This is a genomic window from Streptomyces violaceoruber (genome assembly GCF_033406955.1).
Taxonomy (GTDB): domain Bacteria; phylum Actinomycetota; class Actinomycetes; order Streptomycetales; family Streptomycetaceae; genus Streptomyces; species Streptomyces violaceoruber.
In genome coordinates this window covers 3,094,191-3,118,814 of the sequence record NZ_CP137734.1, presented here as the reverse complement: position 1 = coordinate 3,118,814, position 24,624 = coordinate 3,094,191, and the positions used below count along the sequence as shown (strand labels likewise).

The following is a 24,624-nucleotide window of genomic DNA, read 5'->3' as shown; positions in this document are numbered from 1 at the left end:
GGGGTCAACGGAGCAGCCGCCCGCGAGACGCGAAGAGGAGCCAGGACCATCGTGACCGTTGACGGACCCCGCAGCACCGCCCCCGACGTCGTGGACGTCGTCGCGCTCGGCGAGTCCATGGTCACCTTCCTGCCCTCCCGGCCCGGGCGCCTCGCCGACGTCCCCTCCTTCGACCGCGCCATAGGCGGCGCCGAGTCCAACGTGGCCTGCGTGCTCGCCGCCGCCGGACACTCCGCCCGCTGGGCCGGCCGGGTCGGCGCCGACGGCTTCGGCGACCACCTCGTCGAGGCGATCGGTGCCTACGGCGTCGACGTCTCCGCCGTGCGCCGCGACCCCGCCCGCCCCACCGGCGTCTACTTCCGCACCGCGGGCGACCGCGCCACCGACGCGCACGAGGTGGCCTACTACCGGGCGGGCTCGGCCGCCTCCGCGATGTCCGTGGACACCATGGACCTCGACGCGATCCGCTCCGGCCGCGTCCTGCACCTGTCCGGCATCACCCCCGCGCTCTCCGCCGGCTGCCTCGGCCTGATGCGCGAGCTGACCGCCCGCCGACCCGGCCGGCCCCTCGTCTCCTTCGACGTCAACCACCGCCCCGGCCTGTGGCGCGACGCCCGGCACGGACACGGCCCCGAGGTGCTCCTGGAACTGGCCCGCGGCGCCGACCTCGTCTTCGTCGGCGACGACGAGGCACGGGACGCCTGGGGTCTCGGCGGACCCGAGGCCGTCCGCGCCGCGCTGCCCGAGCCGGAGCTGCTCGTCGTCAAACAGGGTGCGAGCGGCGCCACCGCCTTCCACGGCACCGACGCCACCTCCGTGCCCGCCCTGCACGTCGACGTCGTCGCCGCCGTCGGCGCGGGCGACGCCTTCGCCGCCGGGTTCCTCTCCGCCACCCTGCGCGGAAAGCCCGTACGCGAGCGCCTGCGCCACGGCCACCTCTGGGCCGCCGCCGCCCTCACCGTCCCCGCCGACCTCGCCGCACCCCCCGCGCGCGGTCACGCCGACCGCCTCGTCGCCCTCGACGACACCGCGTGGGGGAGACTGCGACTCGGCCCCGGCTGGACACACGCCGAGGAAGGGGCCGAGGAGGAGGTACGTACGCCATGAGCCAGACCGTCGACCGCGCGCTCAGCATCCTGCCGCTGCTCGCCGAGGGCCCCGCCGACCTGGGCCGGGTCGCCGACCGCCTGGGCGTGCACAAGTCCACGGCCCTGCGGCTGCTGCGCACCCTCCACGACCACGGCTTCGTCTACCGCCAGTCCGACCAGCGCTACCGCCTGGGCGCCCGGCTGATCTCCCTCGCCCAGGAGGCGATGGAGAACCTCGACGTCCGCGAGATCGCCCACCCCCACCTCGTACGCCTCAACGAACAGGTGGGACACACCGTCCACCTCGCCGTCCACGAGGAGGACGAGGTCCTCTACATCGACAAGGTCGAGAGCCGCTACCCGGTCCGCATGTACTCCCGGATCGGCAAGCCCGTCGCCATCACCGTCGCGGCCGTCGCCAAGCTGCTGCTGGCCGACCTCCCCGAGGACGAGCGCCGGGCCGTGGCCGAGCAGCTCGACTACCCCATGTACACGGCCCGTTCGACACCGAACGCCGACGGGTTCCTCAAGGAACTCGCCAAGGTGCGCGAACAGGGCTGGGCCACCGACCTCGGTGGCCACGAGGAGTCCATCAACTGCGTCGCCGCGCCCATCCGGGGCGCCGACGGCCGGGTGGTCGCCGCCATGTCGGTCTCCGCGCCGAACGTGGTCGTCACCGCGGACGAACTCCTCACCCTGCTCCCGCTGGTGCGCCGTACGGCGGACGCCATCAGCGGCGAGTACTCCGGCAGGACCCCAGTCAAGGAAGTCACCGCATGACCGACAAGATCGCTCTCGTCCCCGCGACCCACACCGTCCCCCCGGCGAAGTTCAGCCACGGCGTGAAGAAGGGCAACATCCTCCAGGTCGCCGGCCAGGTCGGTTTCCTCCCCCACGAGGAGGGCAAGGCCCCCACCCCGGCCGGTCCGACCCTGCGCGAGCAGACCCTCCAGACCCTCGCCAACGTCAAGGCGATCCTGGAGGAGGGCGGCGCCTCCTGGGACGACGTGATGATGCTCCGCGTCTACCTCACGGACGTGGACCACTTCGCCGAGATGAACGAGATCTACAACGCCTACTTCGCGGAGCAGGGCCTCACCCAGCCGCCCGCCGCGCGCACGACCGTCTACGTCGGTCTGCCCGCCGGCCTCCTCATCGAGATCGACGCGCTCGCCGTCCTCGGCTGACCGTCCCTTCCGCTCCACCCGTCCGACTGCCTTGAACGGCACGGCACCCCACCCCTCGGGGCGCCGTGCCGCGCTCCTCCCTGCCCGAAAGCTCCATGTACTTATCCAGAGGACCCCCGTATGTCCTACTCGTCCCTCCGTCTTGCCGCCGCCGCCGAGGCCCCACCCCACACCGGCGGTCTGCTCACCCTGATCGACGGCACCGCCGGTCTGCTGACCGTCGCCGCCATCGGCATCGCGCTGCTGCTCTTCCTCATCATCAAGGTGCGGCTTCAGCCCTTCGTCGCGCTGCTCGCCGTCTCCATAGCCGTCGGCCTGCTCGCCGGCCTGTCGGTCACCGAACTCTTCGGCACCGTGCAGAAGTCGGACGCCGTCTCGACCATCGAGTCCGGCATGGGCGGCATCCTCGGCCACGTCGCCATCATCATCGGCCTGGGCACCATGCTCGGCGCGATCCTCGAAGTCAGCGGCGGCGCCCAGGTGCTGGCCTCCCGCCTGCTCGGCCTCTTCGGGGAGAAGCGGGCCCCGCTCGCCATGGGCCTCACCGGTCTGATCTTCGGCATCCCGGTCTTCTTCGACGTGGGCATCTTCGTCCTCGCGCCCATCGTCTACGCCGCCGCCAAGCGCTCCGGCAAGTCGATCCTGCTCTACTGCCTGCCGCTGCTGGCCGGCCTGTCCATGACCCACGCCTTCCTGCCGCCGCACCCCGGCCCGGTGGCCGCCGCCGGACTGCTGAACGTCAAGCTCGGCTGGATCATCCTCATGGGCATCGTCTGCGGCATCCCCGCCGTCCTCGCCGCCTGGGTGTTCTCCGCCTGGATCGGCCGCCGCATCTTCGTGCCCGTGCCGCAGGACATGGTCGAGGCGTCCGAGGAGGCCAAGCAGGCCGTCATCGAGGAGCAGCGCAAGGCCGGCGTCGCGCCGAACGAGAGCCCCGTCGCGCTCGGCACCGTCCTCGGCATCATCGGCACCCCGCTGGTCCTGATCCTCGCCGCGACCTTCTCCTCCATCGCCCTGGACCCGTCCACCCTCCGCTCGGTGATCGAGTTCTTCGGCAACCCGTTCGTCGCCCTGACCATCGCCCTGCTCCTCGCCTACTACCTGCTCGGCATCCGGCGCGGCTGGTCCCGCAAGTCCCTGGAGACCGTCTCGACGGCCTCGCTGAAGCCGGTCGGCAACATCCTGCTGGTGGTCGGCGCGGGCGGGGTCTTCGGCGCCGTCCTCAAGGCCAGCGGCGTCGCCCAGGCACTCTCCGACACCTTCAACGACGTCGGCCTGCCGGTGATCGTCCTCGCCTACCTGATCTCCGTGGTGCTGCGGGTCGCGCAGGGTTCGGCGACGGTGGCCATCGTGACGACGGCGGGCATCGTGGCGCCGCTGCTGGCCGAGGGCGACCACTCGCAGGCGTTCGTCGCGCTGGTCATCATGGCCATCTCGGCGGGCTCCATCTTCGCCTCGCACGTCAACGACGGCGGCTTCTGGATGGTCGCCAAGTACTTCGGCATCAGCGAGCGGGACACGCTCAAGACGTGGACCGTGCTGGAGAGCGTCCTGTCCGTCGCCGGGTTCGTGGTGGCCGCGGTGGTGAGCCTGTTCGTGTAGGCGGGTACGGCTCGTACGGGCGGCTCGTGTAGGCGTCTGATAACGAAGTTGGGGCTGGCTGTGCCCGGCACAGGATCGTCGACCATACTGCCCGCGTGGAGCAGCGCAGAGGATCGACGAGCCAGCCCCTGGAAGGCGCCGGATTCGACCCGGCATTCATCCCCGGGCTCACCGCACCCGTGTCCGGTGAGCCCGAGGACGTGAGACGCGCCGAGGACGAGGCGGAGAAGGACGCCGACGCGGAGACCGAGGAGTCGTCGCACTCCCCGGCCGCCGACGAGCCCCCCGCCGAGGACGCCGAGGAACCGGAGGCCGAGGCCCCTGTGGACGGCCCCGTCTTCGAGGCCTCCGACCGCCGTGCCAAGATCGTCGCCGACCACAGGGGCGTACGTCTCTCCCTCGACGACCAGGCCTGTGAGTTCCGCTGGGACGAGGTCGGGGCGGTCGAGACGGAGACCGGCCGCTTCGGCAAGCGGTTCACGGTCACGGTGCACACGCCGGACCGCCGCTGGTACCCGATCGAGATCGAGGCCGCCTCCCGAAGCCGTTTCGCCGAGTGGGAATCGGCCCTGGACGAGGTCCTGGACGCGTACTTCGAAGACGGCGAGGCGGAGTCCGAAACCGAAGCGGAGGCCGTAGAGGCGGCAGAGACGGCCGATACGGCGGACACGGCGGAGAAGGACGCCGAGGACGCCGAGGGCGCCGAGGAGGCCAAGGCCCGCGCGGAGTAAGCGTTTCGGGTGAAGATCCGTGCACGCCCTCTTGTCGCACCGGCGGCCATGGGCTTTCTTGACCCCCATGGCGGACACCACGGGCAACACCTCAGACGCAGGCGTATCGGTCGGGGCCGATCAGGCCCCCCGTAAGTCCAGTTGGCGCTACATCGGCCCGGGGATCGTCGTCGCCGCGACCGGTGTGGGTGCCGGCGACCTCGTGGCCACCCTCATCGCGGGCAGCAACTTCGGCTACACCCTGCTGTGGGCGGCGGTCATCGGCTGCCTCGTGAAGATCTCCCTCGCCGAGGCGTGCGGCCGCTGGCACCTGGCCACCGGTCGCACCCTCTTCGACGGCTGGGCGAGCATCGGCTCCTGGACCACGTGGTTCTTCGCGATCTACGCCGTGATCTGGGGCTTCGTCTACGGCGCCGCGGCGATGTCGTCCAGCGCCCTCCCCCTCCAGGCCCTCTTCCCGGACGTGATGGACCTCGAATGGTGGGGCATCGCCTGCGGCCTGGTGGGCCTGGTCTTCGTCTGGTTCAACAAGTACAACGTCTTCGAGAAGGTCATGACCGTCCTGGTGGGCGTCATGTTCGTCATCACGGTGTACCTGGCGATCCGCGTCACCCCGAACCTGGGCGACGCCTTCGCCGGACTCCTCCCGGTCCTCCCGGACGAGAAGGACTCGGTCCTCAACACCCTGGGCCTGATCGGCGGCGTGGGCGGCACCATCACGCTGGCCGCCTACGGCTACTGGGTCAACGCCAAGGGCTGGACCACCACCGGCTGGATGAAGGTCATGCGGCTGGACAACCGGGTCGCCTACGCCACCACCGGCATCTTCGTCGTCGCGATGCTCCTCGTCGGCGCCGAGCTGCTGCACTCCGCCAACATCGCGATCGCGAGCGGCGACAAGGGCCTGATCCAGCTCGGCGACATCCTGGAGCAGGAGTACGGCACGGCGACCGGCAAGCTCTTCCTGATCGGCTTCTTCGCCACCAGCTTCACCTCGCTGATCGGCGTCTGGCACGGCGTGAGCCTGATGTTCGCCGACTTCCTGGCCCGCCGGCGCGGTGAACGGGAGGCGCGGGGCGACGAGTTGGCCTCGGGCCGCCGCGAACGCTCCTGGGCCTTCCGCGCCTACCTGCTCTGGCTGACCTTCCCGCCGATGATCCTGCTGTTCCAGGACGAGCCCTTCCGCCTGATCATCATCTACGGCGTCCTGGGCGCCGCCTTCATGCCCTTCCTCGCCCTCACCCTGATGTGGCTCCTCAACTCCTCGCGCACACCCCGCGAATGGCGCAACGGCAGCCTCAGCAACGGCATGCTCGCCGTGGCCGGGCTGCTGTTCCTGGTCCTGTGCGTGAAGCAGATCTGGGACCAGCCGTGGTCGGAGTTCTTCTGAGCCCAGCTGTCCTTTCGGGCACGCGGCCATGACCCGAAGGGTGCTCTTCCCGTCCTTCCCGGGTGTCGACGAGTCGCATAGGTCTGAAGCTGGAGAACTCTGGCCACCCGGGCCAGGCACTGGCGTCCCTCGGAGGGAACAGCATGCGAGGACACGACCGGCAGTCCGACCACGAGCTCACAGGCCGGCGCAGTGCTGGGGACCGTGGTCCGGTCGTACGGACGGACCGGGCCGCGTCGACGGCGGGCCAGGCGTGGTCGGCGGGCGACCTCTCGCCCCATGCGGTGTCGGACCTCCAGAACTCGGCCGGGAACGCGGCCGTCGCGGCGTCCTTGGCGGGGCAGCGGCAGCAGCACGGGTCGCAGCCGCCCGTGCAGCGCATGTTCCAGAAGATGAAGAACGCGGTGAGCGGAAACCGCTCGGCGGCGCAGCAGGAGGTGAACGTGCGCGTGGGTGAGGATGACATACCCATGACGCGACAGGGCGCGTTCTACGTCTTCCGGACGCCACAGGGAGGCAGGGCGTACATCCACGATGTCGCCGTCGTAAACGGTGTACTCAACGACGACCTCACACCGCATGTGATGAAGTACCGGATGGGTGGACTCGCCCTGTACCGCGGGATCCCCCGCCATCACGAGACCTGGCACGACGTCAACGGTGGCGGAGTGATCCCCCCGCTCGGCAGTGGGGAGCTTCCCGACTACGCCACCAACAACACGTCGTTCATCCCGTTCAGCCCGAGCGAGAGAGTCGCGCGCGGGTCCGCGGTCGCCACGAGGGGGATGGCCGAACGCAACCGCGCCGAGTACGTGCAGGGGTACTCGCGGAGCAACGAGAACTTCTTCGTCGGCCTGGTCGCGACGGTCGTGGCCGGCCCCAACCTCGACGTCGGCTTCTTCAACGGAGGCGAGGTACAGATCCGGGGTCCGGTGCACGGCTTCGAAACGGATCACATCCGGATGGGTACCGATGTGCAGGAGGCTCTGACCGGCACCCCGGGGGACCCGCGGGAACCGATCAGCGAGAACCGCCCCAACACGCCGAACGAGGAGCAGAAGAAGGAGTTCGAGAAGGAGCACGGCATGCTGCCCTGAGTCGACGGCCCCGCCGGCCTGCGGGCAGCGGGCGCGTGATGCTGCGGCAGCCGTCACCGCAACCGGTCCCACTCCCCACTGAGCGCGATCGTCCGCAGCTGCTCCACGGTCAGCGCGGGGGCGTCCCGGGTGGCGTCCTTGTTCTGGTCGCCGGTGTTGAAGGCGCTGATCACCACGCGGAAGCCCTCCGGCCCGGGACGCAGCGTGTCCACGGTCCACATCACCACGCCGGAACCGGACTTCTCGCCGGGTCCCTGCCGGGTCGCGACGCGCGTGCCGTCGGGCAGAGTCTCGCCGTCGGCGTACAACTGCCCGGCGACGTCGGCCATCCCGTGCTGCACGTTGATCTGGACCAGGCTGCGGCCCCGCCCGTCGTCCACGACGACGTAGGCGTACTCGGACTCCTGCCCACCGCGCGAGACGACGTCCAGCTTCCGGGGGAGCAGCGCGGCGAGCGTGTCGCCGACCGACTTCCCCGAGACCTCGGGCCGCTCGGTGCGGGGCGCGGCCGACCGCGGCGGCTTGCGGCTCTTGGGAACGGCGTCGACCACCTCGCGCCACACCCCGGCGGTGACGAGCTCCCGCAGCCGCTCCGTCGACAGGGGAGGCTCCTCACGACTGACCGGCGCGCCCTTCTCCGCGGGGGAGTTCCACTCGGAGACGCTGACGTGCTGTCCCTCGGCGGTGACCAGGTCGGCGGTCCAGCGCTTGGTGTCCACGCGCAGGTCCGGGTACTCGTAGCCCTGGTACAGCTTGAGCAGCGAGCCGTCGGGGAGCCGGTCGGAGGAGCAGTCGTCGTACGGCGTGATGTTGTGGTCGGGACACGCCATCAGCTCCCGCACCTGGGCGCTCCCCGGCTCCACCCGCGCGAAGCCCATGCCGATCGCGGCGGCCCCGGCCCCGTCGTCGTAGACGAGCTGCGCGGTCGGGCCCAGCTGGTGGTCCGAGCCCCGGGCCGACTCCTCGCCGTAAGTCCCCGGAGGAAGCAGGCCCTTGAGCTCGCGCAGCAGGTCGTCGCCGGTGAAGGAGGCGGCGGCGGTGGTCGCGTCGCCGGCGGAGGCGGCGGAGGCCGTGCCGGACCGGTCGGGGCCGGCCGGGTGGTCCGCCGGGAGGACCAGCACCCCGCCCACCCCGGCCAGCGCGACCCCGGCCACCCCGCCCACCACGGCCGCCCTGCGTCGCAGCAGGGCCCGCCGCCCCCGGGCCCGCCCCGCGGTGACGAGGGCCGCCCGATCGGCCTCGAAGCCGTCACCGGCGTCGCGCAGGGCGGTGCCCAGCCGGTCCTCGAAGGGGTCCTGACGTTCGTTTTCGAGCATGGTGAACCACCCTTTCCACACGTGAGTCGAAATGAGCCGCTCAGAGCGGCGAGCGAGAGACGGTCCGGGCAGGGGCCGCCTAGGGTCTGGCGTACTCCGAGAGGTCCTCGCCCAGCAGCTCCCGCAGCCGGCCGAGCGCTCGCGAGCACCGGGTCCGCACCGCCGCCGAACTGACGCCGAGCACGTCGGCGGTCTGCTCGACCGAGCGGTCGTCCCAGTACCGCAGGACGACCACGGCCCGGTCCTTGGCGGGCAGCCGCGCGAGCGCGTCCAGCAGCGTCAGCCGCAGGGACGCGTCCCCGTCACCGGCGCCGGGCAGATCGGGGAACACGTCGGTCGCCCGCTCCCCGCTGCTGCGCCGCCGCTGATGGGCGAGGAAGGCGCGGGTGAGCACGGTCTGCGCGTAGGCGGCCGGGTTCTCCGCCCGCGACACCCGCCCCCACCGCACGTAGAGCCGCCCGAAGGTCTCCTGCACGAGATCCTCGGCCAGATGCGTGTCCCCGGCGGTGAGCAGACACGCGGACCGGTACAGATGCCCGGCCCGCGCCACCGCGAACTCGGCGTACTCGTCCGCCCTCCCCTGCCTCATCCGTCCGCGCCCCCCGAAGTCCCCGCCGTGGTGTACCGCCCTCACCTCATTGATGCGGTGGGCCCCGGAAAATGTTTCATACGGACTTCACAGCGGGACTCAAAGCAGGTGGTCGGCCTTCCCGCCTTGACGTCGAGGATCATGCGCCGCAGCGCCTCCCGGCTGTCCGTGAGGGGGGTCCTCCGCACCGTCCAAGGCGACGTAGGCGTTGCCGGTGGCGTCGGTACCGAGGCGGAAGCAGAAGTTTCCCTCGCCGCAGAAGGGTGCTTCCCGGGTGATGTCGCTCATCGGGCGTCCCCTCGGGAGTCGTTGGCGATCGCGTGGATGAAGCCGCGTGATGCCTCTCATGAGAGGGCGATGCGCTCCGTCCAGTCCAAAATGGGCACGGTACTTCGCGAAGGGGATCACCAGGACAGTCACCTCGTCCTGCTCCGACCTCTCCAGGACGTAGCGCAGCTGTGCCTTGGCCACCTCCCGCCCACCGAACTGCATACGGAGCGCCGCCTCGCGCACGATGGCCACGAACCGCGTTGGCCCCGGCCAGCACGCTCTGCCGCTCGACCCGATGAGCCATGCGCAGAGCGGCCTCGTGCTCGGGCAACTGCGGGATGACGACCCGGAAGACAGTCATCGCATGGTCGGACGTCCGGAGCAGCCCAGGCATGTGCATCGAGTAGGCGGTCCGCATCCGGGTGGAGCACGCCTCCAATTCCGCGATGTCCAGCATCCCCTGTGGCAGCGATACCCGGTACTTCTCCCATCAGCCCCGCCGACCTGCTGCGGCCATGCTGACCAGGGCGTCAACGTATTCCGCGTCTGCACAGTCGCAGTTGCAGGCCAGGGTGCGGACTCGCTCGGGGCTGACGGCCCGTACCCCCGACTCGATGTGCGAGATCGTGCCCCGGTCGACACCGAGCAGCCTCGCGGCCGACTCGGCGGACGTGCCCGCCGACGTGCGGGCTGGGGCTAGGGAAGGGATATCGAGGAAGAACGGACACGTGGCAGGAAGGTACGAAGGGCACTGACTTTGAGATACACGTGTACGACAAACGTGGCCGTGAAGTCGGCATCTTCGGCAGCGACGGATGGTTCAACAAACACCGGAAGTCGGCTGCAGAAGTAGATGTTCCGCGAAGTGTCGAGAACGCGCTGAAGGGAAAGGCCGTAGATTCCATGAGAGGTACCGGGCGGCTTGGCGACAAGGGCACCATGGACATCACCGGGGACAAGTGGAAGCGTCCGCGTCTGGCGGCCGAAGGAGTGAGCTGCAAGGGATGAAGTACGTAAAGGCCGATTGGGATCCGCGACTGCCTGGGTTTCACGTGGATCCCGGGGAGTACCTGGAGCAATTGCCCAGGCTGAGTGAGGATCTGCCATCGGGGGCGCGGAAGTTCGCCACGGATGCGGACCATTACAACTTCCGGAGTGCTCGGTGCGTGAAGGACCTGGAGTTGGCCGACGTCCACGTCCCGGTGGGCAGGAACGAGAGCATGAGCATCCGGTTCGCTCCGAACGCGTGGAAACACGAGGAGGGACTGCGTATCGAGTACGTCGGGGTCACGTCTTTCTCGATGGAAAGCCATCGGGAGATCGACTGGACGGAGGCCGAGACCGTGATCCTCGACGAGATCATCCCCACACAGGACGGTTGCGTGCACGAGATCGCGCTGACGGATGCGACCGTACTGGTGCGATGTTCCGACCTGCGCGCGACGTGGGGAGACGGCTGACGTGCAGCGACAGGCCCCCGCCCGCGTTTAGGCGGGCGGGGGCCTGGTCGGCAGGGGCGGCCGTATGGGTAGGGGTGGCCGGAGTTACGGAAGGGCGTCCACGTGCGCGCCCACCGAGTTCGACCAGGCGTTGCCCGCCGTCGCGTCCCAGTTGGTGGACCAGGTCATCGCGCCCCGGAGGTCGGGGTACGTCCGGGAGGGCTTGAAGGAGCCGCAGTTGGTCGCCTTGGTGAGGCAGTCCAGGGCGGCGTTGACCACCGACGGGGAGACGTAGCCGCCGCCCGCCGCTCGGGTCGAGGCCGGCAGGCCGAGGCCCACCTGGGACGGGGCCAGGCCGCCCTCCAGCTGGATGCAGGCCAGGGCGGTGAGGAAGTCGACGGTGCCCTGGGCGTACACCTTGCCGTCGCAGCCCAGCATCGTGCCGCTGTTGTAGTACTGCATGTTGACGACCGTGAGGATGTCCTTCACGTTCAGCGCGGTCTGGAAGTAGCCGCCCTGCGTCGACTGCATGTCGATCGTCTGCGGGGCCATCGTGAGGATCATGTCCGGGCCCGCCTTCGCCGACAGGGCGCGCAGGGCCTGGGTCATGTACGTCGGGTTGAGACCGTTCTCCAGGTCGATGTCGACGCCGTCGAAGCCGTACTCCCGCATCACCGAGTACACGGAGTTCGCGAAGTTCGTCGCGGAGGCGGAGCTGTTCACCGAGACCGTGCCCTTCTCGCCGCCCACCGAGATGATGACCTTCTTGCCCGCGGCCTGCTTGGCCCGTACGTCCGCCTTGAACTGGTCGACGGTGTAGCCGCCGAGGCCGGCCGAGTCGAGGTTGAAGGTCACGGCGCCCGGCGTCGTGGTCGCGTCGGCGAAGGCCACCGCGATGATGTCGTACGCGGACGGCACGTCGGAGATCTTCTGGACCGTCGCCCCGTTGTTGAAGTTCTGCCAGTAGCCGGTCACCGCGTGCTTGGGCAGGTCACCGCCGTTGCCGCCGTCGTCCGGAGCCGTGGTGCGGGCCGTGACCGCCGCCGACTTCACCGACTCACCGGCCGCGTTCGTCGCCGTGACCTGGAAGGAGTACGACGTCGAGGCCGCGAGGCCGGTCACCGTCGCCGACGTGCCGGTCACCGCGGTCACCTTCGTGCCGTCGCGGTAGACGTTGTAGCCGGTGGCGCCGGACACCGTGTTCCAGCTGAGGGAGGCCGAGTTCGGGGTCGTGCCGGAGACGCTCAGGCCGGCCGGGGCCGACGGCACCGTGGGGTCGGGGTTCCCGCCGTCGCCGCCACCGCCGTCGGGGCCGAAGACGGACAGGTCGTCGACGTAGTACGCCGCCTGCCCGTACCAGCCGTGCGTGTACACGGACACGGAGGTCGTCGAGGAGCCGGTGCTGAAGGTGGTCTTCAGCTGCTTCCACGCCGTCGAGTCCGGGGTCCAGGTCGACACGTCCGTCGTCCCCGTGCCCGTCACGCCCAGGTAGGAGTACCCGCCCTGCACCCAGGCGCTCAGCGTGTACGTCGAGTTGGGCTTCACCGCGACGCTCTGCGAACAGCGGGCGTTGTCCTGCCCCGCCGGGGTGGCCTTCAGCGCGGCGGAGCCCGCGTGCGCCGGAGAGGCGACCGTCGTACCGCTGTTCGCCGAGCAGGTCCAGTTGCTCAGCCCCGACTCGAAACCGGCGTTCTTGGCGTTGTTGACGTCGGCGGCCGAGGCCGGGCCGACGGCGGTGAAGGCGAGTGCCAGGGCGGCGGTGACGGCGCCCGTCAAGGAGCCGAGACGTCTTCCGCGGCTGCGTCTGCGTACGGGGTCCACTGCTGCCTCCGGGGGTGGGGTGGGGCGGAATGGGGGACGGCGGCCACCGCTGACGTACAAGGTGGTCCAGACCAATTGAAGGTGTCAAGAGGTAGGTACGGACCAAGTTGGCGGCCGGGTCGCTGCCGTCCGGAAAGGGGCGGCTCGCCATCGAAAATGCTCAACCTGCCCTGATTTGGCGCGTCTTGTGCAACACAAGTTGTTCCACAGGCTGGAGAAACGCTGTTCTCCGGTCACAGAGGCGTGGATACAGTGCTCAGGTAGTCACGCAGTGAAGTCATCCGGGTGTGCCGGAGTAACACCGGCGGGCCGACGGGCATGGGAGACGGGGAGCCGCGCGTGCCAACTGCCATTGCCGTGACCAGTGCCGACCTGGCACTGCCGCCACAGGACGAACGCACCCTGCCCGCGGCCGTGCTCCAGGACGTCGACCGGCGCCCCCTGGAGAGCGTCCTGGCCGAGTTGCAGACGCTGGTCGATCAGTGCGGGCACGTGATCGTCGTGTGCTCCCAGGCCGTCCCCGCGAGCGTGGAACGCCGCCTGCACACCGTCCGCGCCCTCCTGGAGACCGACCGCATCGCCCTGTTCCGGCCGCCGCTGCCGCCGCTCGGCATCGCGGTGCTGGCCCGTCAGTTGCGCCAGCTGGCCTCCTGCGACCTCAGCCCGGGTGTCCTCGCCTCCGCCGGCCGGCTGCTCACCCACTACATCCACGCCGGTGCGCTGCTCGGCTCCGTCGCCCGGCTCGACCACGTCCCCGTCGGCCTGAAGGCGCACGCCAGGTCCTGGGTGCCCGGCAGCCAGTTCGGCGTCGTCGCCCACCCCGTGCCGCAACTGGTGCGGATCGGCCCCGAAGCCGCCCTGGCCGGGCCCGAGTTCGGCACCTGGCTGCTGGTCGCCAAGGGACAGCACCCGACCGACTGGGTCACCGGCTCGCTCGCCCCGTCCTGGCACGTCCAGGGGCTGCGTGAGACGGCCCTGCCCGCCGAGTCCGCCACCTGGTGGGGGACCGGGCGGCTGACCGAGTTCTGCGCGTACCTCCCCGACCTCTCGGTCCTCTACCAACTCGTCACGTCCGTACGGCGGGGCACCTGCCACTGGTGCGGCATCGACGTCATCGGCGACCGCTGCGTGTTCTGCTCCGCGACACCACCCGTCTACGACGACGGCGGTGCCGGGGGCGGCGGCCGGGACCGCGCGCTCGCCCCCCGCCGCGATCCCGCCCTCGGCCGCCGTCGTGAGAGACGAGCCCTGACTGGGTAGGTCCGTAGCGCCCCGTCCGCTTCCGCGAGCCAGACCTCGCCCGCCCGGCCCCTCGCCCCCGTCCGCCCGCCACCAGTCCGCTCCCCGCCCGCCCCCCGTCCGCTCCCCGTTCGTCCGCCACCTGTCCGCCCACCCCCGTCCGTCCGGACGTCCGACCCCCCAATGAGGTTGCACGGCCCATGAACTCCCGTCAGCGCCGCGGCATCATCCTGCTGATCCTGTCGGTCCTCTGCGCCCTGGGCGCCTTCGCCGGCGTGCTGTCCGTCATCAACGACGTGAAGTCCAAGGTCGGCCCCGAGGTGACCGCGTACCGGGTGAAGTCCGACATCGAGCCCTACACGGAGCTCGGCGCGACTCAGTTCGAGAAGGTCGAGATGCCCGAGCGCTGGCTGTCCGAGAACGCCGTCACCGACCTGTCCCGGGTCCGCGGAAAGATAGCCGTGACCACGCTGAAGGCGGGCTCGCTGCTCCAGACCGACATGATCGTCGACACGCCCGCCCTGCGGCCCGGGCAGCAGGAGGTCGCCATCATGATCGACGCGGCGACCGGCGTCGCCGGGAAGATCACCCCGGGTTCCACCGTCAACGTGTACGCCACCTTCGAGGGCCCGCGCGAGGGCGACCCCGACCAGTCGAAGATCATCGTGACCGGTGCCAAGGTCATCGACGTCGGCGAACTCACCTCGCTCGAACCCGACGAGGACAGCCGCGACCGCGAACCCACCGACGCCGTCCCCATCACCTTCGCCCTGTCCACCATCGACGCGCAGCGCATCACCTACGCCGAGTCGTTCGCCCGGCGCGTCCGGCTCGCGCTGGTGGCCCCCGGCGGCGACACCACGGTCCCCGACAAGGACCGGACGTACGAACTCGCGAAGGACAAGTGAGAGCCGTATGGCCACGAGGATCCTCCCGGCAGTCGGCGACCCGGACGCCGTACGGTCCCTCACGACCCTGCTCAGCCAGCTGCCGGAGGCCGAACCGGTCGCCCCGGTCACCGACTCCACGCAGCTCGTCGACACCCTCGCCCGCCTGGCCGCCGAATCGGTCGACGAACTGCCCGAGGTCGTGATCGTCCACGAGCGCATCGGACCGGTCCCGGCCCTCGAGCTGATCCGCGAGGTCGCCCTCCGCTTCCCGGCCGTCGGCGTCATCCTCGTCACCTCCGACCCCGGCCCCGGCCTCTTCCAGGCCGCCATGGACCACGGCGCCCGCGGCCTGGTCGCCCTCCCGCTCGGCTACGAGGAACTGGCCAGCCGCGTCCAGGCGGTGGCCCAGTGGTCGGCGGGCGTACGCCGGCACCTCGGCGGCGCCGTCGACGTGTTCACCGGAACCGGCGGCACCGTCGTCACCGTCAGCGGCGCGAAGGGCGGCGTGGGCGCCACCCTGACCGCCGTCCAACTCGCCCTGGCCGCACAGGCCTCCGGCCGGTCCACGGCCCTGCTCGACATGGACCTCCAGACCGGCGACGTCGCCTCCTACCTGGACGTCCAGTTCCGCCGCTCCGTGGCCGACCTGGCCGCCATCACCGACCTCTCCCCGCGCGTCCTGGCCGACGCCGTCTTCCGCCACGACAGCGGCCTGGCCCTGCTGCTCGCCCCCGGCGAGGGCGAACGCGGCGAGGAGATCACCGACCGCGCCGCCCGCCAGATCGTGGGCGCCCTGCGCTCGCGGTACGAGGTCGTCGTCGTCGACTGCGGCGCCCAGCTCGGCGGGGCCGGCGCGGCCGCCGTGGAGAGCGCGGACACGGCGCTGCTGGTCACCACCCCGGACGTGGTCGCCGTACGGGGCGCCAAGCGGGCGGTGCGGATGTGGGAACGGCTGCAGATCCGCAAGGCGGCGGAGACCACCGTGGTCGTCAACCGGCACACCCGGGGTACGGAGATCCAGCCCCCGCTGATCCAGAAGATCACCGGCACCGCGATCGCCGCCACCACGGTCCCCGCCAACTTCAAGGAACTCCAGGGCGCCGTGGACGCGGGCCGGGTCCACGAACTGGACGGCAGGAGCACCGTGAAACAGGCCCTGTGGGCCCTCGCCGGCGAACTGGGCCTGGCCGGCGTGCCCGACGCGGGCCGGAAGGGACACGGCCGGCTCAAGGGGGACCGGGGCGCGTCCGGCTTCCGGCGCCGGAAGGACGGTGCCGGGTGAGCGGGTTACGCGGGCGGGACCGCGCCCGGGACGGCGGTCAGGTCACCATCGAGTTCCTCGGCATGACGCCGGTGATCATCGCGACGCTGGTGGTGCTGTGGCAGCTCGTGCTCGTGGGATACACGTACACGCTCGCGGGGAATGCTGCGGACGAGGCGGTGCGGGCGGCGACGGCGGCCGAGCGAGGGGCGCGGCAGGGGGCCTGCCGGGAGGCGGGCCTGGACAAGCTGCCAGGCTCGTGGGAGGGAGGCGCCAGTGTCGGCTGCGACGCCGCGGGCGGTTTCGTCACCGCCGACGTGCGCATCGAGGTCCCCCTCCTCTTCCCGGGCACCCTCAGCCTCCCGTTCACCGTGCACGGCCACGCGGGGGCCGTGGAAGAGGAGGACGACTGACATGCCGTACTCCCGAAGGAAGAAGCCGACCGGGACGCCGTACCGCCGCGGGGCGCGAGCCGGGGACCGCGGCCAGGTGGCCATCGAGTACCTCGGCTTCCTCCCGATCCTGGTGCTGGTCGGCATGGCCGCCGTACAGCTCGGCCTGATCGCGTACACCGCCCAGCAGGCCGGTACGGCGGCCCGCGCGGGGGCCCGCAGCGCCTCGCTCCGGGAGAGCGCGGAGACGGCGTGCGCGGCGGCCGTCAGCAGCTGGCTGGCGGACGGCACCGACTGCCCCGCGTCCTACGGCGGCGACGAGGTGACGGTCACCGCGACCGTCGAGATCCCCTCGATCGTCCCCGGCTGGGAGTTCGACCCCGCCACCCGGACCGCCACCATGCCGCTGGACCACTGACCGAGGAGCGAAGGACGCATGAGCCTGCGCGCACGCATCCACTCCCCCGAGGAGCACGGCAGCCGGGGCGAGGACGGACACCTGGTCGCCTCCTACCGGGCCAAACTCCTGGAGGAGATCGACCTCGCCGAGATGAGCGCGCTCGCGACGGCCGAGCGCCGGGCCCGCCTGGAGCGGGTCCTCGGGCACATCATCAGCCGCGAGGGCCCGGTCCTGTCGACGGTCGAGCGCTCCCAGCTGATCCGCCGGGTCGTCGACGAGGCCCTCGGCCTGGGCATCCTGGAACCGCTCCTCGAAGACGCGTCGATCACGGAGATCATGGTCAACGGCCCGGACGCGATCTTCGTCGAACGCGCCGGCCGCGTCGAACAGCTCCCCCTCCGCTTCGCCTCCCACGACCAGCTGATGCAGACCATCGAGCGCATCGTCTCGACGGTCAACCGCCGCGTGGACGAGTCGAACCCGATGGTCGACGCCCGCCTCCCCTCCGGCGAGCGCGTCAACGTCATCATCCCGCCGCTCTCCCTCACCGGCGCCACCCTCACCATCCGCCGCTTCCCCCGCTCCTTCACCCTCCAGGAGCTGATCGGCCTGGGCTCGCTCGACGAGAACATGCTCTACCTGCTGGCAGGCCTCGTGCAGGCCCGCTTCAACATCATCGTCTCGGGCGCGACGGGCACCGGGAAGACCACCCTCCTCAACGCCCTCTCCGGCCTCATCCCCGAATCCGACCGCATCATCACCATCGAGGACTCGGCCGAACTCCAGCTCCAGCAGGCGCACGTCATCCGCCTGGAGTCGCGTCCGCCCAACGTCGAGGGCCAGGGCCGCATCACCATCCGCGACCTGGTCCGCAACTCGCTGCGCATGCGCCCCGACCGCATCGTCGTCGGCGAGGTGCGCGGCGGTGAGTCCCTGGACATGCTCCAGGCCATGTCCACCGGCCACGACGGTTCGCTGGCCACCGTCCACGCCAACAGCGCGGAGGACGCCCTGATGCGCCTGCAGACCCTGGCCTCGATGTCCGACGTGGAGATCCCCTTCGTCGCCCTGCACGACCAGATCAACAGCTCCGTCGACGTCCTGATCCAGCTCACCCGCTTCGCCGACGGCGCCCGCCGCATCACCGAGATCGCCCTGCTGGCCAGCCACGGCGGCGAGCCCTACCGCCTGGCCACGGTCGCCCGCTTCAACGCCCGCCCGATGTCCGCCGACGGCCGCGTCGTCGGCGCGTACGAGTACCACCCGCTCCCGCACCGCACCGCCGAACGCCTCTACATGGCGGGCCAGCCCATCCCGCAGGCCTTCGGCGTGGCCCACACACCGGACCAGCTCACCACCCGAGAAGCCAGGTAGGACCGCCCGATGGAACCGGAACTCGACACGCTCGTCACGCTCACCACCGGCGTCACGCTGCTGACCTGCGTCCTGGCGGTCGTCGGCCTGCACTCCTACGCCGCCGGCAAGGCCCAGCGCGCGGCCCTGGTCGACCGCCTCACCGCGACCGGCCAGGCACCGTCGGCCGGACGCCGACGCCGCTTCCCGACCCTGGACCGCCGCCTGCGCCGCACCGGGCTGGGCCGGAACCTGGAACGCCGCCTGTCGGCGACCGGCCTGGACGTGACCCCCGGCGAGTTCTTCGCGTACATGCTGGCGACGGTCGCCGGCCTGTGGCTGATCGGCCAGGCGGCCCTGGCCCCCTTCTTCGGCCCCTTGGCGGGCCTCCTCGGCATCGGCGTGGCGATCCAGTTCCTCAACTGGCAACGTCAGAAACGCATCGAGAAGTTCATCAACCAACTCCCCGAACTCGCCCGCATTCTCGCCAACGCCACCCAGGCCGGACTCGCCCTGCGCACCGCCATCGGCATGGCCGCGGAGGAACTGGAGGCCCCGGCCGGCGAGGAACTCGGCAAGGTGGCCGACCAACTCGCCATCGGCGCCTCCATGGACGACGCCCTCGGCGAACTCGCCGGCCTCCTCCCCTCCCGCGAACTGGTGGTCCTGGTCACCACCCTCGTGCTGTCCAACCGCGCCGGCGGCCAGGTGGTCGGCGCGCTGCGCAACCTGACGGAGACCCTGGAGGAACGCAAGGAGACCCGGCGCGAGGTCCGCACCCAACTCTCCCAGGTCACGATGACGTCGTATGCCGTCCCCGTCCTGGGTATCGGCTCGTTGCTCCTGATGAACGGGGTGAAGGACGGCGCCCTGGAACGCATGACGGGCTCCCCGGCCGGCCAGGCCGCCGTGATCACCGCCTTCGCGCTCTACGCCGTCGGCTTCGTCCTCATCCGCCGCCTGTCCCGCATCGACGTCTGAGAGGAGGGAAGAGACCGCCATGCCCCCCGCACTCCCCGCAGTCCTCCTGGCCCTCCTCATGGCCCTGGCCGTCTGGGGCGTCTTCGCCGGCGTCCGCATGTACCGCGCCGAGGCCAAGCTCCCCGACGACCTCGCCCTCGCCCTGGAGGTCGGCGCCACCCGCACCGGCGCGGCGCACTCCCTCATCGACCGCATGGGCATGCGCTACGCCCCCGCCGTACTGCGCCTGATGGGCCCGGCCCTGGTCGCCCGGTACCGCCGCAGGATCGACCTGGCCGGCAACCCCGGCGGCCTCACCATCGACCGCTACGCCGCCCGCCGCGCGGTCTACGGCTTCCTGGGCGCGCTCGGCTTCCTGGTCTTCCTCCTCCGCGGCCAGTACCTGGTGGCCCTCCTCCTGCTGGCCTTCGGCGCGTTCTGGACGGAGGTGGGCATCTGGTCCGCGATCCGCATCCGCAAGGACGTCATCGAGCGCACCCTCCCCGACTTCCTGGACGTCCTCGCGGTCGTGGTCAGCGCGGGCCTGGGCTTCCGCCAGGCCCTGGACCGGGTGTCCACCCGCTACGAAGGTCCCTGGGCCGACGAACTGCGCATCACGCTCCGCCAGATGGACCTCGGCATGAGCCGCCGGGAGGCCTTCACGGAGCTGCGCCGGCGCAACGACTCCGAGCAGGTGGCCATGTTCGTGACGGCACTCCAGCAGGGCGAGGAACTGGGCGCCCCCATCGTCGACACCCTGGTCTCACTGGCCAAGGACATGCGCCGCACGGACGCCCAGAACGCCCGCCGCAAGGCCGCCCGCGCGGTCCCCAAGGCCACGCTGATGATCACGACCTTCATGGTCCCGGCCACGATGATCCTCCTCGGGGCAGGCCTGATCCTGGGCTCGGGGACGGACTTCGGAACGATCACGGGTGAGTAGGGGAGTGCGACTGCACATGAACAGGAGAAGACAACTCGCAGCGCTATACGACCCATTGGCCTCAATTCGCCGCAATACCTTTCGCATTCGCAATCCGTTGTGGGACAGTCGACACCTGGTACTCCCGACAGGTCGAGGTCCCAACCGAGCGCGAGGGAGGTGGAGATCGTGGATGCCCTGACGTCCGGCACGACCAGCCAGCAGATCACCGCCGCCCACCCGCACGAGGAACACGGCTTCGTCCACCCTGGAGGGGAACACCATGACCAACTGGCTCCACACCGCAGCCGCATACCTGCACACCCGCCTCACCACCCGGCACGACAAGGGCCAGACGGCGGTGGAGTACCTGGGCATCATCGCCGTGGTGGTGGCGATCGTGCTGGCGATCACGGGGACGGACATCGGGCAGACGATTTACAACGCGATCACGGACAAGATCACCGAGGTCACTGGCATCTGATGGGTCTTCGGGCGAACGGAGACGCTGGGCAGGCTTTCCCCATTTACATCACCGTGGTGGGGGGCCTGCTCTTTCTCGCGCTCGCGTACTTCGCTGTCGGCCAGGCCGCGGCGACTCGCAGTGAGGCCCAGACTGCTGCGGACGCCGCAGCGCTCGCGGCGGCTTTGGAGACCAGAGACCAGCTTACGGATCAGTGGATCACCCACGTTCTGGATCCGGATTCGTGGCAGGACATCTTCGAGGGTGAGGCACCGGTACCCAGCGGATGCTGGCGCGCCCACGAGTTGGCAGCGCGCAACGACGCGAGCGTGGAGTGCGCACCGGACGGCCGCTTGGGTTACACGGTCGTCGCCGAGACGAACGGCTCCGTCGGGGACACCATCGTGCCGGGCACGGAGGAACGGAAGGCGACACAGACCGCGACCGCCGTGATCGAGGCCCGTTGCCGGTTCGAGCCGCTTGCCGAGGACGCCGACGACGACGTGCTGCCAAGCCTCTCCTGCAAGGACGGCGGGGACTGGGACATTAAGCCGAACGACCTCTCGGACCTACCGAAACCCGAGGACCTGTTCGACGTCCATCTGGCCGACAGCTGACAAGCGAACGAAGAGGACCAAGGAAGCGGAATCATGAGCATTCGGTTCACAACAGCGGCCCACGGCCGATTGATGGCGTGGCCCATCGCTGCCGTACTGGTCTTCGGTCTGGCGGGTTGTGGTGGTGGAGGTGGCGACGACGAGCCGGGGACGCCTACGAGTTCCTCCAGAGGCAGCGACTCGAAGCCGGATGCCCAGGAGGGAGACCCGGGGGAAACTTTGGCGGAGCTCAGGGGCCCCAGCGGCCTGTTCCTCAAAGTCACCGAAGCGAGTCGGGACGGAGGGGGCTTCGTCACGGTCAGCGGGGATCTCAAGAACGACGGGGATGACGCGGTCAACGTCCCTGCTCAACTGAGCGGAAACGAGACGGAGATCATTCGTAACGGCAAATCGCTCGGCGGTGCCACCTTGGTGGACTCGAAGGGCAAGAAGCGCTACTACGTACTGCGCGACACTGAGGGGCGCCCGCTCACGACAACCAAGTTCCCTCCCTTGAAAGCGGGCGAGTCCCTGCCGGTATTCATGCAGTTCCCCGCGCCCCCCGCCGACACGGCCGAGGTGACGCTCCAGCTGCCGATGTTCACGACCGGCACCGTCGAGATCTCCGGGTGAGGCACACCATGACCTCACCCCCACGCCTGCTGGCCGCAGTCACCCTCATGCTCGCCACGACCGTCTGCGGCACCACCACCGCCCACGCCGACGACGACCCCAACGACCCCCCGGGCACCGAACCCTCCGCCTCCGCCCCCGTGGAGGTGGACCCCAACGACCCCGACCTGAAGCTCCCGGACGGGGCCACGCTCGCGCAGGCGAAGGTGCTGGACATCAAGTCGGTGGTGGAAGAGCAGAGCGGCGACGAACGCCGCGAGGACACCAACACCAGCGTGACGCTCGCGCTCCAGGCCGAGGTGCTGTTCGGCAAGGACAGCTCGAAGCTCGGCGCGGAGGCGAAGTCCCGCATCAGAGGCATCGCCGACGAGATCAGGACCCAGAACGCCACAAGAGTCCGCGTCTTCGGCTTCACCGACGACCTCGGCTCCTCCGCCCACGGCGACGTACTCTCCAAACGCCGGGCCAACGCCGTACACGACGTCCTGTCCCAGTCCCTCAACGACGCCGGCATCACCTACGAGGTCCGCGGCTACGGCGAGCAGTACCCCATCGCCGACAACTCGACGGAAGCCGGCCGCAAGAAGAACCGCAGGGTCGAGGTCTCCTTCCCCCGCACGGAGCCCTGACGCACCACGCGGTACCGAACGCACTCCCGCCCACACACCGCCCTGAGGGCCCTCGCGGCGCTGACGCCCTCACGACGGCCGCGTCCCCTCGCGTACGTCACCCCGTGCTGACGTCGATCAGCAGGTTCTTCCGCGCGGCCGCGAACAGGCGGCTCTGCTCGGCCAGCCGCTGCGAGGTCGCCTCGGTGTCGACCAGCAACTGGTACACGTAGCCGGCCTTCCCGGCGACGAAGACCTCCAGGCGTTTGCGCGGTGCGCTCTGCTTCTCCCAGTGGTAGTCGATCTCCAGCCAGAGAGCGTCCCGACCGTTCTGGCGCGTCTTGTGCGTGGTGACCTCGACGCCGGCCATCGACGACTCGGAGGTGTCGCGATACCAGGCCAGCTGCCCGGCGGAGGCCGCCCGAGCGGTCGTGCCGTACGTCCTGTCCCGCTTGACGGTCAGGTCGTACACGCCGTCCGGGGAACCCCAGGAGCTCTGCAGTTCACCGGCGGGCTTCTCGCCCCATCCGCCCGGTCGACCGAAGCAGACGGTCAGCGCGGGGACCTCGACCCGCCGCCACCCCTGGGGAAGAGACGACGAGCAGGACGACGCCGACGCCGAGGAGCGGGGCTCGTCTCCTCCGGCAGGAGGTTGCCCAGTCGGCGCGGAGCCCGAAGGCGCGGTCGAAGAGGGCACCTTCGAGGAACCAGAAGCCGAAGCCGACGCGGATGCCGAGGCCGATGCTCCATCCGAACCCGCATCCGCAGTCGAATGCGACGCGGCCGGGGCTGCACCGGAAGTCCGGCCGGAGTCCGTCACACTCCGCCCGATCGGCGAGGAGTTCCCGACGAGAGGTATCCCGAAGACCGCCAGGAGGAGCCCCGCGACGGCCGTGATCGCCGAGACCACGGCCGCCACCTCCCCCATCCGCCGCCCCGGTGAGGCGCCGCCACCCGAACCGCTCAAATCTCCTACCGAGCCTCTCTGTCACCGATCGGGCTCACTACCGTCGGGTACACCCGCACCCCCTGTCCTCGGCCGAGCGCGCAGACATCCTTGACGATCGGCGCAGGGCGGCCCGAACTCCCGAACTGACCGGCCGACCGCTCCCGCATGGCCGGACAGCGGCGGACAATGCCGGGAGACGAGCGACCGCGGCGGGGGCGGAGACACACGGAGCGGGGGACAGGGGTGGAGCAGACCGGAACGGGGGATGCCTCGGTGTTCCTGTCCACGGACAGCGTCAGTGGCCCGGAGGGGTTCGGCTGGTGGGGCGACATGGTCAGCCGGGCGGTGATGCCGGTGTCGATCGCCAGCGAACACGCCGGCCACTTCAAGGGCGAGGTCACCACGCTGGAACTGGTGGACACCGACTTCTCGGCCTTCTCCTTCTCCCCGATGTCGGCGCGCCGGACCCCGGACCACATCCGGGCGTCCGACCCGGAGAACTACTACCTCTTCCTCGTCCACGGCAGCCCGATCGGTCTGGAGCAGCGTCGCAACAACGCCCTCCTCCGGGCGGGAGACGTGGCCCTCTTCGACACCTCGCAGCCTCTGGCCTGCGAGTTCCAGGACCAGGGCCGCCCCTCGCGGGTGAGCGTGCTGCGGCTGCCCCGGACCGCCCTGCCGCTGCCCGGCGACAGAACGGACCGCCTGGTGGCCACGCCGCTGCCCGCCCGCACCGGTTCGGGCGCGCTGCTCACCTCCTACCTGGCCGGACTGCGGGAGAACGCCGCGTACTGCGGCCCGACGGAGCTGCGCCGCCTGGGAACCATGGCCCTCGAACTCGCCGTCACCTTCCTCGCCGCCCGCCTGGACAGCCCTCCGGCGTTACCGGCCGAGAGCCGCAGGCGGGTGCTCCTCGCCCGTATCAACGCCTACATCGACCACAACCTGCACGATCCGGACCTGGGCCCGGCCACGATCGCCGCCCACCACCACATCTCGATACGCCTGCTGCACGCCCTCTTCGAGGAGGAGCCGGAAACAGTCGGCGCCACGATCCGCCGCCGCAGACTCGAACGCAGCCGGACCGACCTCGGCGACCCCCGCCTACGACACCGCACGATCGGCGAGATCGCCGCCCGATGGGGCTTCCGCCACCCCGCCGCCTTCAGCCGCACCTTCCGCGAGGCCTACGGCATCTCCCCGACCGAAGCCCGAACCGCACTCCCCGACAAACAGCCCTGCACTCCCCGCCGAGGACCGGGGCATCGAACCCTGGCACCTTGAAACGGCGAAACTGCACCGAGCGGGGGAGAAGCCCAAGACATGACACCGAACGACACGGGGGAGCCCGAGGGCAGACGCCCCTGGGAACGTTCGCCGGCCCGAAGCGGACCACCGCACGGCGGCCCCGGCGGCCCGGGCGACCCC

The 24,624-nt window shown here is 70.4% G+C and carries 27 protein-coding genes and 2 pseudogenes; 22 read left to right on the top strand and 7 right to left on the bottom strand.

Features of this window, described 5'->3' with window-relative positions:
• Positions 1-51: 51 nt before the first annotated feature.
• The 7 genes from R2E43_RS13580 to R2E43_RS13550 all read left to right on the top strand — a co-directional run bounded on the left by R2E43_RS13580 (position 52) and on the right by R2E43_RS13550 (position 7,095).
• Positions 52-1,107, top strand: a complete 1,056-nt coding sequence (locus R2E43_RS13580; protein WP_011029988.1) for a sugar kinase — start codon at positions 52-54, stop codon at positions 1,105-1,107.
• Positions 1,104-1,868: an IclR family transcriptional regulator gene (locus R2E43_RS13575; protein WP_003973988.1), complete on the top strand. Its 765-nt coding sequence runs from the start codon at positions 1,104-1,106 to the stop codon at positions 1,866-1,868. The genes R2E43_RS13580 and R2E43_RS13575 overlap by 4 nt, the downstream gene beginning before the upstream one ends.
• A complete protein-coding gene (locus R2E43_RS13570) occupies positions 1,865-2,275 on the top strand; it encodes a RidA family protein (RefSeq protein ID WP_003973987.1) in 411 nt (136 codons plus the stop codon). The genes R2E43_RS13575 and R2E43_RS13570 overlap by 4 nt, the downstream gene beginning before the upstream one ends.
• A gap of 120 nt (positions 2,276-2,395) precedes the next feature.
• The gene (locus tag R2E43_RS13565) at positions 2,396-3,877 is read left to right on the top strand and encodes a GntP family permease (protein WP_003973986.1); all 1,482 of its coding nucleotides are present in this window, start codon (positions 2,396-2,398) and stop codon (positions 3,875-3,877) included.
• A 95-nt stretch (positions 3,878-3,972) separates the two neighbouring features.
• On the top strand, positions 3,973-4,608 hold the full coding sequence (locus tag R2E43_RS13560) for a hypothetical protein (protein ID WP_136207761.1): 636 nt from the start codon (positions 3,973-3,975) through the stop codon (positions 4,606-4,608).
• A 67-nt stretch (positions 4,609-4,675) separates the two neighbouring features.
• Positions 4,676-5,998, top strand: a complete 1,323-nt coding sequence (locus R2E43_RS13555) for an Nramp family divalent metal transporter (protein ID WP_030870270.1) — start codon at positions 4,676-4,678, stop codon at positions 5,996-5,998.
• A 143-nt stretch (positions 5,999-6,141) separates the two neighbouring features.
• Complete coding sequence (locus tag R2E43_RS13550; RefSeq protein WP_003973983.1) at positions 6,142-7,095, top strand: hypothetical protein; 954 nt, start codon at positions 6,142-6,144, stop codon at positions 7,093-7,095.
• A 53-nt stretch (positions 7,096-7,148) separates the two neighbouring features.
• Here the strand turns inward: R2E43_RS13550 and R2E43_RS13545 are convergent, their stop codons facing one another.
• From R2E43_RS13545 to R2E43_RS38980, 5 genes and pseudogenes are all read right to left on the bottom strand, one after another.
• Positions 7,149-8,411: a hypothetical protein gene (locus R2E43_RS13545; protein WP_106517767.1), complete on the bottom strand. Its 1,263-nt coding sequence runs from the start codon at positions 8,409-8,411 to the stop codon at positions 7,149-7,151.
• A gap of 79 nt (positions 8,412-8,490) precedes the next feature.
• Positions 8,491-9,000: a SigE family RNA polymerase sigma factor gene (locus R2E43_RS13540; RefSeq protein WP_003973981.1), complete on the bottom strand. Its 510-nt coding sequence runs from the start codon at positions 8,998-9,000 to the stop codon at positions 8,491-8,493.
• Between the two features lie 99 nt (positions 9,001-9,099).
• Positions 9,100-9,288: pseudogene (locus R2E43_RS38990) on the bottom strand (hypothetical protein).
• A 156-nt stretch (positions 9,289-9,444) separates the two neighbouring features.
• A pseudogene (locus R2E43_RS38985) lies at positions 9,445-9,664 on the bottom strand (Scr1 family TA system antitoxin-like transcriptional regulator); the annotation flags it as partial.
• Positions 9,665-9,760: 96 nt separating this feature from the next.
• The gene (locus tag R2E43_RS38980) at positions 9,761-9,919 is read right to left on the bottom strand and encodes a helix-turn-helix domain-containing protein (RefSeq protein ID WP_319121838.1); all 159 of its coding nucleotides are present in this window, start codon (positions 9,917-9,919) and stop codon (positions 9,761-9,763) included.
• A gap of 119 nt (positions 9,920-10,038) precedes the next feature.
• Between R2E43_RS38980 and R2E43_RS13530 the strand changes: the two genes are divergently transcribed.
• Together R2E43_RS13530 and R2E43_RS13525 are read left to right on the top strand one after the other, a co-directional pair.
• Complete coding sequence (locus tag R2E43_RS13530; protein ID WP_199807222.1) at positions 10,039-10,278, top strand: hypothetical protein; 240 nt, start codon at positions 10,039-10,041, stop codon at positions 10,276-10,278.
• A 158-nt stretch (positions 10,279-10,436) separates the two neighbouring features.
• Positions 10,437-10,730: a hypothetical protein gene (locus R2E43_RS13525; RefSeq protein ID WP_234328693.1), complete on the top strand. Its 294-nt coding sequence runs from the start codon at positions 10,437-10,439 to the stop codon at positions 10,728-10,730.
• Positions 10,731-10,814: 84 nt separating this feature from the next.
• Here R2E43_RS13525 and R2E43_RS13520 read toward each other — a convergent pair whose 3' ends face one another.
• A complete protein-coding gene (locus R2E43_RS13520) occupies positions 10,815-12,530 on the bottom strand; it encodes a chitinase (RefSeq protein WP_332056233.1) in 1,716 nt (571 codons plus the stop codon).
• A gap of 318 nt (positions 12,531-12,848) precedes the next feature.
• On the opposite strand from R2E43_RS13520, the gene R2E43_RS13515 reads away from it, so the two are divergent.
• The 12 genes from R2E43_RS13515 to R2E43_RS13460 all read left to right on the top strand — a co-directional run bounded on the left by R2E43_RS13515 (position 12,849) and on the right by R2E43_RS13460 (position 22,268).
• Positions 12,849-13,790: a hypothetical protein gene (locus R2E43_RS13515; RefSeq protein WP_011029997.1), complete on the top strand. Its 942-nt coding sequence runs from the start codon at positions 12,849-12,851 to the stop codon at positions 13,788-13,790.
• Between the two features lie 179 nt (positions 13,791-13,969).
• Positions 13,970-14,677 (top strand): Flp pilus assembly protein CpaB, encoded by a 708-nt coding sequence (cpaB, locus tag R2E43_RS13510; protein ID WP_003973972.1) that lies wholly within the window; start codon positions 13,970-13,972, stop codon positions 14,675-14,677.
• 7 nt (positions 14,678-14,684) lie between these two features.
• Positions 14,685-15,941, top strand: a complete 1,257-nt coding sequence (locus tag R2E43_RS13505) for an AAA family ATPase (protein WP_003973971.1) — start codon at positions 14,685-14,687, stop codon at positions 15,939-15,941.
• A complete protein-coding gene (locus R2E43_RS13500) occupies positions 15,938-16,333 on the top strand; it encodes a TadE/TadG family type IV pilus assembly protein (protein WP_003973970.1) in 396 nt (131 codons plus the stop codon). The genes R2E43_RS13505 and R2E43_RS13500 overlap by 4 nt, the downstream gene beginning before the upstream one ends.
• Position 16,334: 1 nt before the next feature.
• Positions 16,335-16,730 (top strand): TadE/TadG family type IV pilus assembly protein, encoded by a 396-nt coding sequence (locus tag R2E43_RS13495; protein ID WP_011029999.1) that lies wholly within the window; start codon positions 16,335-16,337, stop codon positions 16,728-16,730.
• An 18-nt stretch (positions 16,731-16,748) separates the two neighbouring features.
• Positions 16,749-18,086 carry a CpaF family protein gene (locus R2E43_RS13490; RefSeq protein WP_003973968.1) on the top strand — a complete coding sequence of 446 codons (1,338 nt, stop codon included), beginning with the start codon at positions 16,749-16,751 and terminating at the stop codon, positions 18,084-18,086.
• A gap of 9 nt (positions 18,087-18,095) precedes the next feature.
• Positions 18,096-19,046, top strand: a complete 951-nt coding sequence (locus R2E43_RS13485; protein WP_332056232.1) for a type II secretion system F family protein — start codon at positions 18,096-18,098, stop codon at positions 19,044-19,046.
• 19 nt (positions 19,047-19,065) lie between these two features.
• Entirely contained in the window at positions 19,066-19,968 is a 903-nt protein-coding gene (locus R2E43_RS13480; RefSeq protein WP_093456905.1) for a DUF5936 domain-containing protein, read from the top strand.
• 262 nt (positions 19,969-20,230) lie between these two features.
• Positions 20,231-20,431: a Flp family type IVb pilin gene (locus tag R2E43_RS13475; protein WP_189284818.1), complete on the top strand. Its 201-nt coding sequence runs from the start codon at positions 20,231-20,233 to the stop codon at positions 20,429-20,431.
• Positions 20,431-21,027: a pilus assembly protein TadG-related protein gene (locus tag R2E43_RS13470; protein WP_189284819.1), complete on the top strand. Its 597-nt coding sequence runs from the start codon at positions 20,431-20,433 to the stop codon at positions 21,025-21,027. Before R2E43_RS13475 ends, R2E43_RS13470 begins: the two co-directional genes overlap by 1 nt.
• A 33-nt stretch (positions 21,028-21,060) precedes the next feature.
• Positions 21,061-21,639: a hypothetical protein gene (locus tag R2E43_RS13465; RefSeq protein ID WP_329431069.1), complete on the top strand. Its 579-nt coding sequence runs from the start codon at positions 21,061-21,063 to the stop codon at positions 21,637-21,639.
• An 8-nt stretch (positions 21,640-21,647) separates the two neighbouring features.
• Entirely contained in the window at positions 21,648-22,268 is a 621-nt protein-coding gene (locus R2E43_RS13460) for an OmpA family protein (protein ID WP_030872566.1), read from the top strand.
• A gap of 97 nt (positions 22,269-22,365) precedes the next feature.
• On the opposite strand, the gene R2E43_RS13455 is transcribed toward R2E43_RS13460, so the two are convergent.
• Positions 22,366-22,719 (bottom strand): hypothetical protein, encoded by a 354-nt coding sequence (locus R2E43_RS13455; RefSeq protein ID WP_234328728.1) that lies wholly within the window; start codon positions 22,717-22,719, stop codon positions 22,366-22,368.
• Between the two features lie 720 nt (positions 22,720-23,439).
• Between R2E43_RS13455 and R2E43_RS13450 the strand changes: the two genes are divergently transcribed.
• Positions 23,440-24,480 (top strand): AraC-like ligand-binding domain-containing protein, encoded by a 1,041-nt coding sequence (locus tag R2E43_RS13450; protein ID WP_037898134.1) that lies wholly within the window; start codon positions 23,440-23,442, stop codon positions 24,478-24,480.
• The last annotated feature ends 144 nt before the right edge of the window (positions 24,481-24,624 follow it).

Bases quoted from the DNA above. Each gene is read 5' to 3' on its own strand.
- R2E43_RS13575 (WP_003973988.1), top strand. From the start codon at position 1,104: ATGAGCCAGACCGTCGACCGCGCGCTCAGCATCCTGCCGCTGCTCGCC.
- R2E43_RS13570 (WP_003973987.1), top strand. From the start codon at position 1,865: ATGACCGACAAGATCGCTCTCGTCCCCGCGACCCACACCGTCCCCCCG.
- R2E43_RS13565 (WP_003973986.1), top strand. From the start codon at position 2,396: ATGTCCTACTCGTCCCTCCGTCTTGCCGCCGCCGCCGAGGCCCCACCC.
- R2E43_RS13555 (WP_030870270.1), top strand. From the start codon at position 4,676: ATGGCGGACACCACGGGCAACACCTCAGACGCAGGCGTATCGGTCGGG.
- R2E43_RS13550 (WP_003973983.1), top strand. From the start codon at position 6,142: ATGCGAGGACACGACCGGCAGTCCGACCACGAGCTCACAGGCCGGCGC.
- R2E43_RS13545 (WP_106517767.1), bottom strand. From the start codon at position 8,411: ATGCTCGAAAACGAACGTCAGGACCCCTTCGAGGACCGGCTGGGCACC.
- R2E43_RS13540 (WP_003973981.1), bottom strand. From the start codon at position 9,000: ATGAGGCAGGGGAGGGCGGACGAGTACGCCGAGTTCGCGGTGGCGCGG.
- R2E43_RS13515 (WP_011029997.1), top strand. From the start codon at position 12,849: ATGGGAGACGGGGAGCCGCGCGTGCCAACTGCCATTGCCGTGACCAGT.
- cpaB (WP_003973972.1), top strand. From the start codon at position 13,970: ATGAACTCCCGTCAGCGCCGCGGCATCATCCTGCTGATCCTGTCGGTC.
- R2E43_RS13505 (WP_003973971.1), top strand. From the start codon at position 14,685: ATGGCCACGAGGATCCTCCCGGCAGTCGGCGACCCGGACGCCGTACGG.
- R2E43_RS13495 (WP_011029999.1), top strand. From the start codon at position 16,335: ATGCCGTACTCCCGAAGGAAGAAGCCGACCGGGACGCCGTACCGCCGC.
- R2E43_RS13490 (WP_003973968.1), top strand. From the start codon at position 16,749: ATGAGCCTGCGCGCACGCATCCACTCCCCCGAGGAGCACGGCAGCCGG.
- R2E43_RS13485 (WP_332056232.1), top strand. From the start codon at position 18,096: ATGGAACCGGAACTCGACACGCTCGTCACGCTCACCACCGGCGTCACG.
- R2E43_RS13480 (WP_093456905.1), top strand. From the start codon at position 19,066: ATGCCCCCCGCACTCCCCGCAGTCCTCCTGGCCCTCCTCATGGCCCTG.
- R2E43_RS13475 (WP_189284818.1), top strand. From the start codon at position 20,231: ATGACCAACTGGCTCCACACCGCAGCCGCATACCTGCACACCCGCCTC.
- R2E43_RS13470 (WP_189284819.1), top strand. From the start codon at position 20,431: ATGGGTCTTCGGGCGAACGGAGACGCTGGGCAGGCTTTCCCCATTTAC.
- R2E43_RS13465 (WP_329431069.1), top strand. From the start codon at position 21,061: ATGAGCATTCGGTTCACAACAGCGGCCCACGGCCGATTGATGGCGTGG.
- R2E43_RS13460 (WP_030872566.1), top strand. From the start codon at position 21,648: ATGACCTCACCCCCACGCCTGCTGGCCGCAGTCACCCTCATGCTCGCC.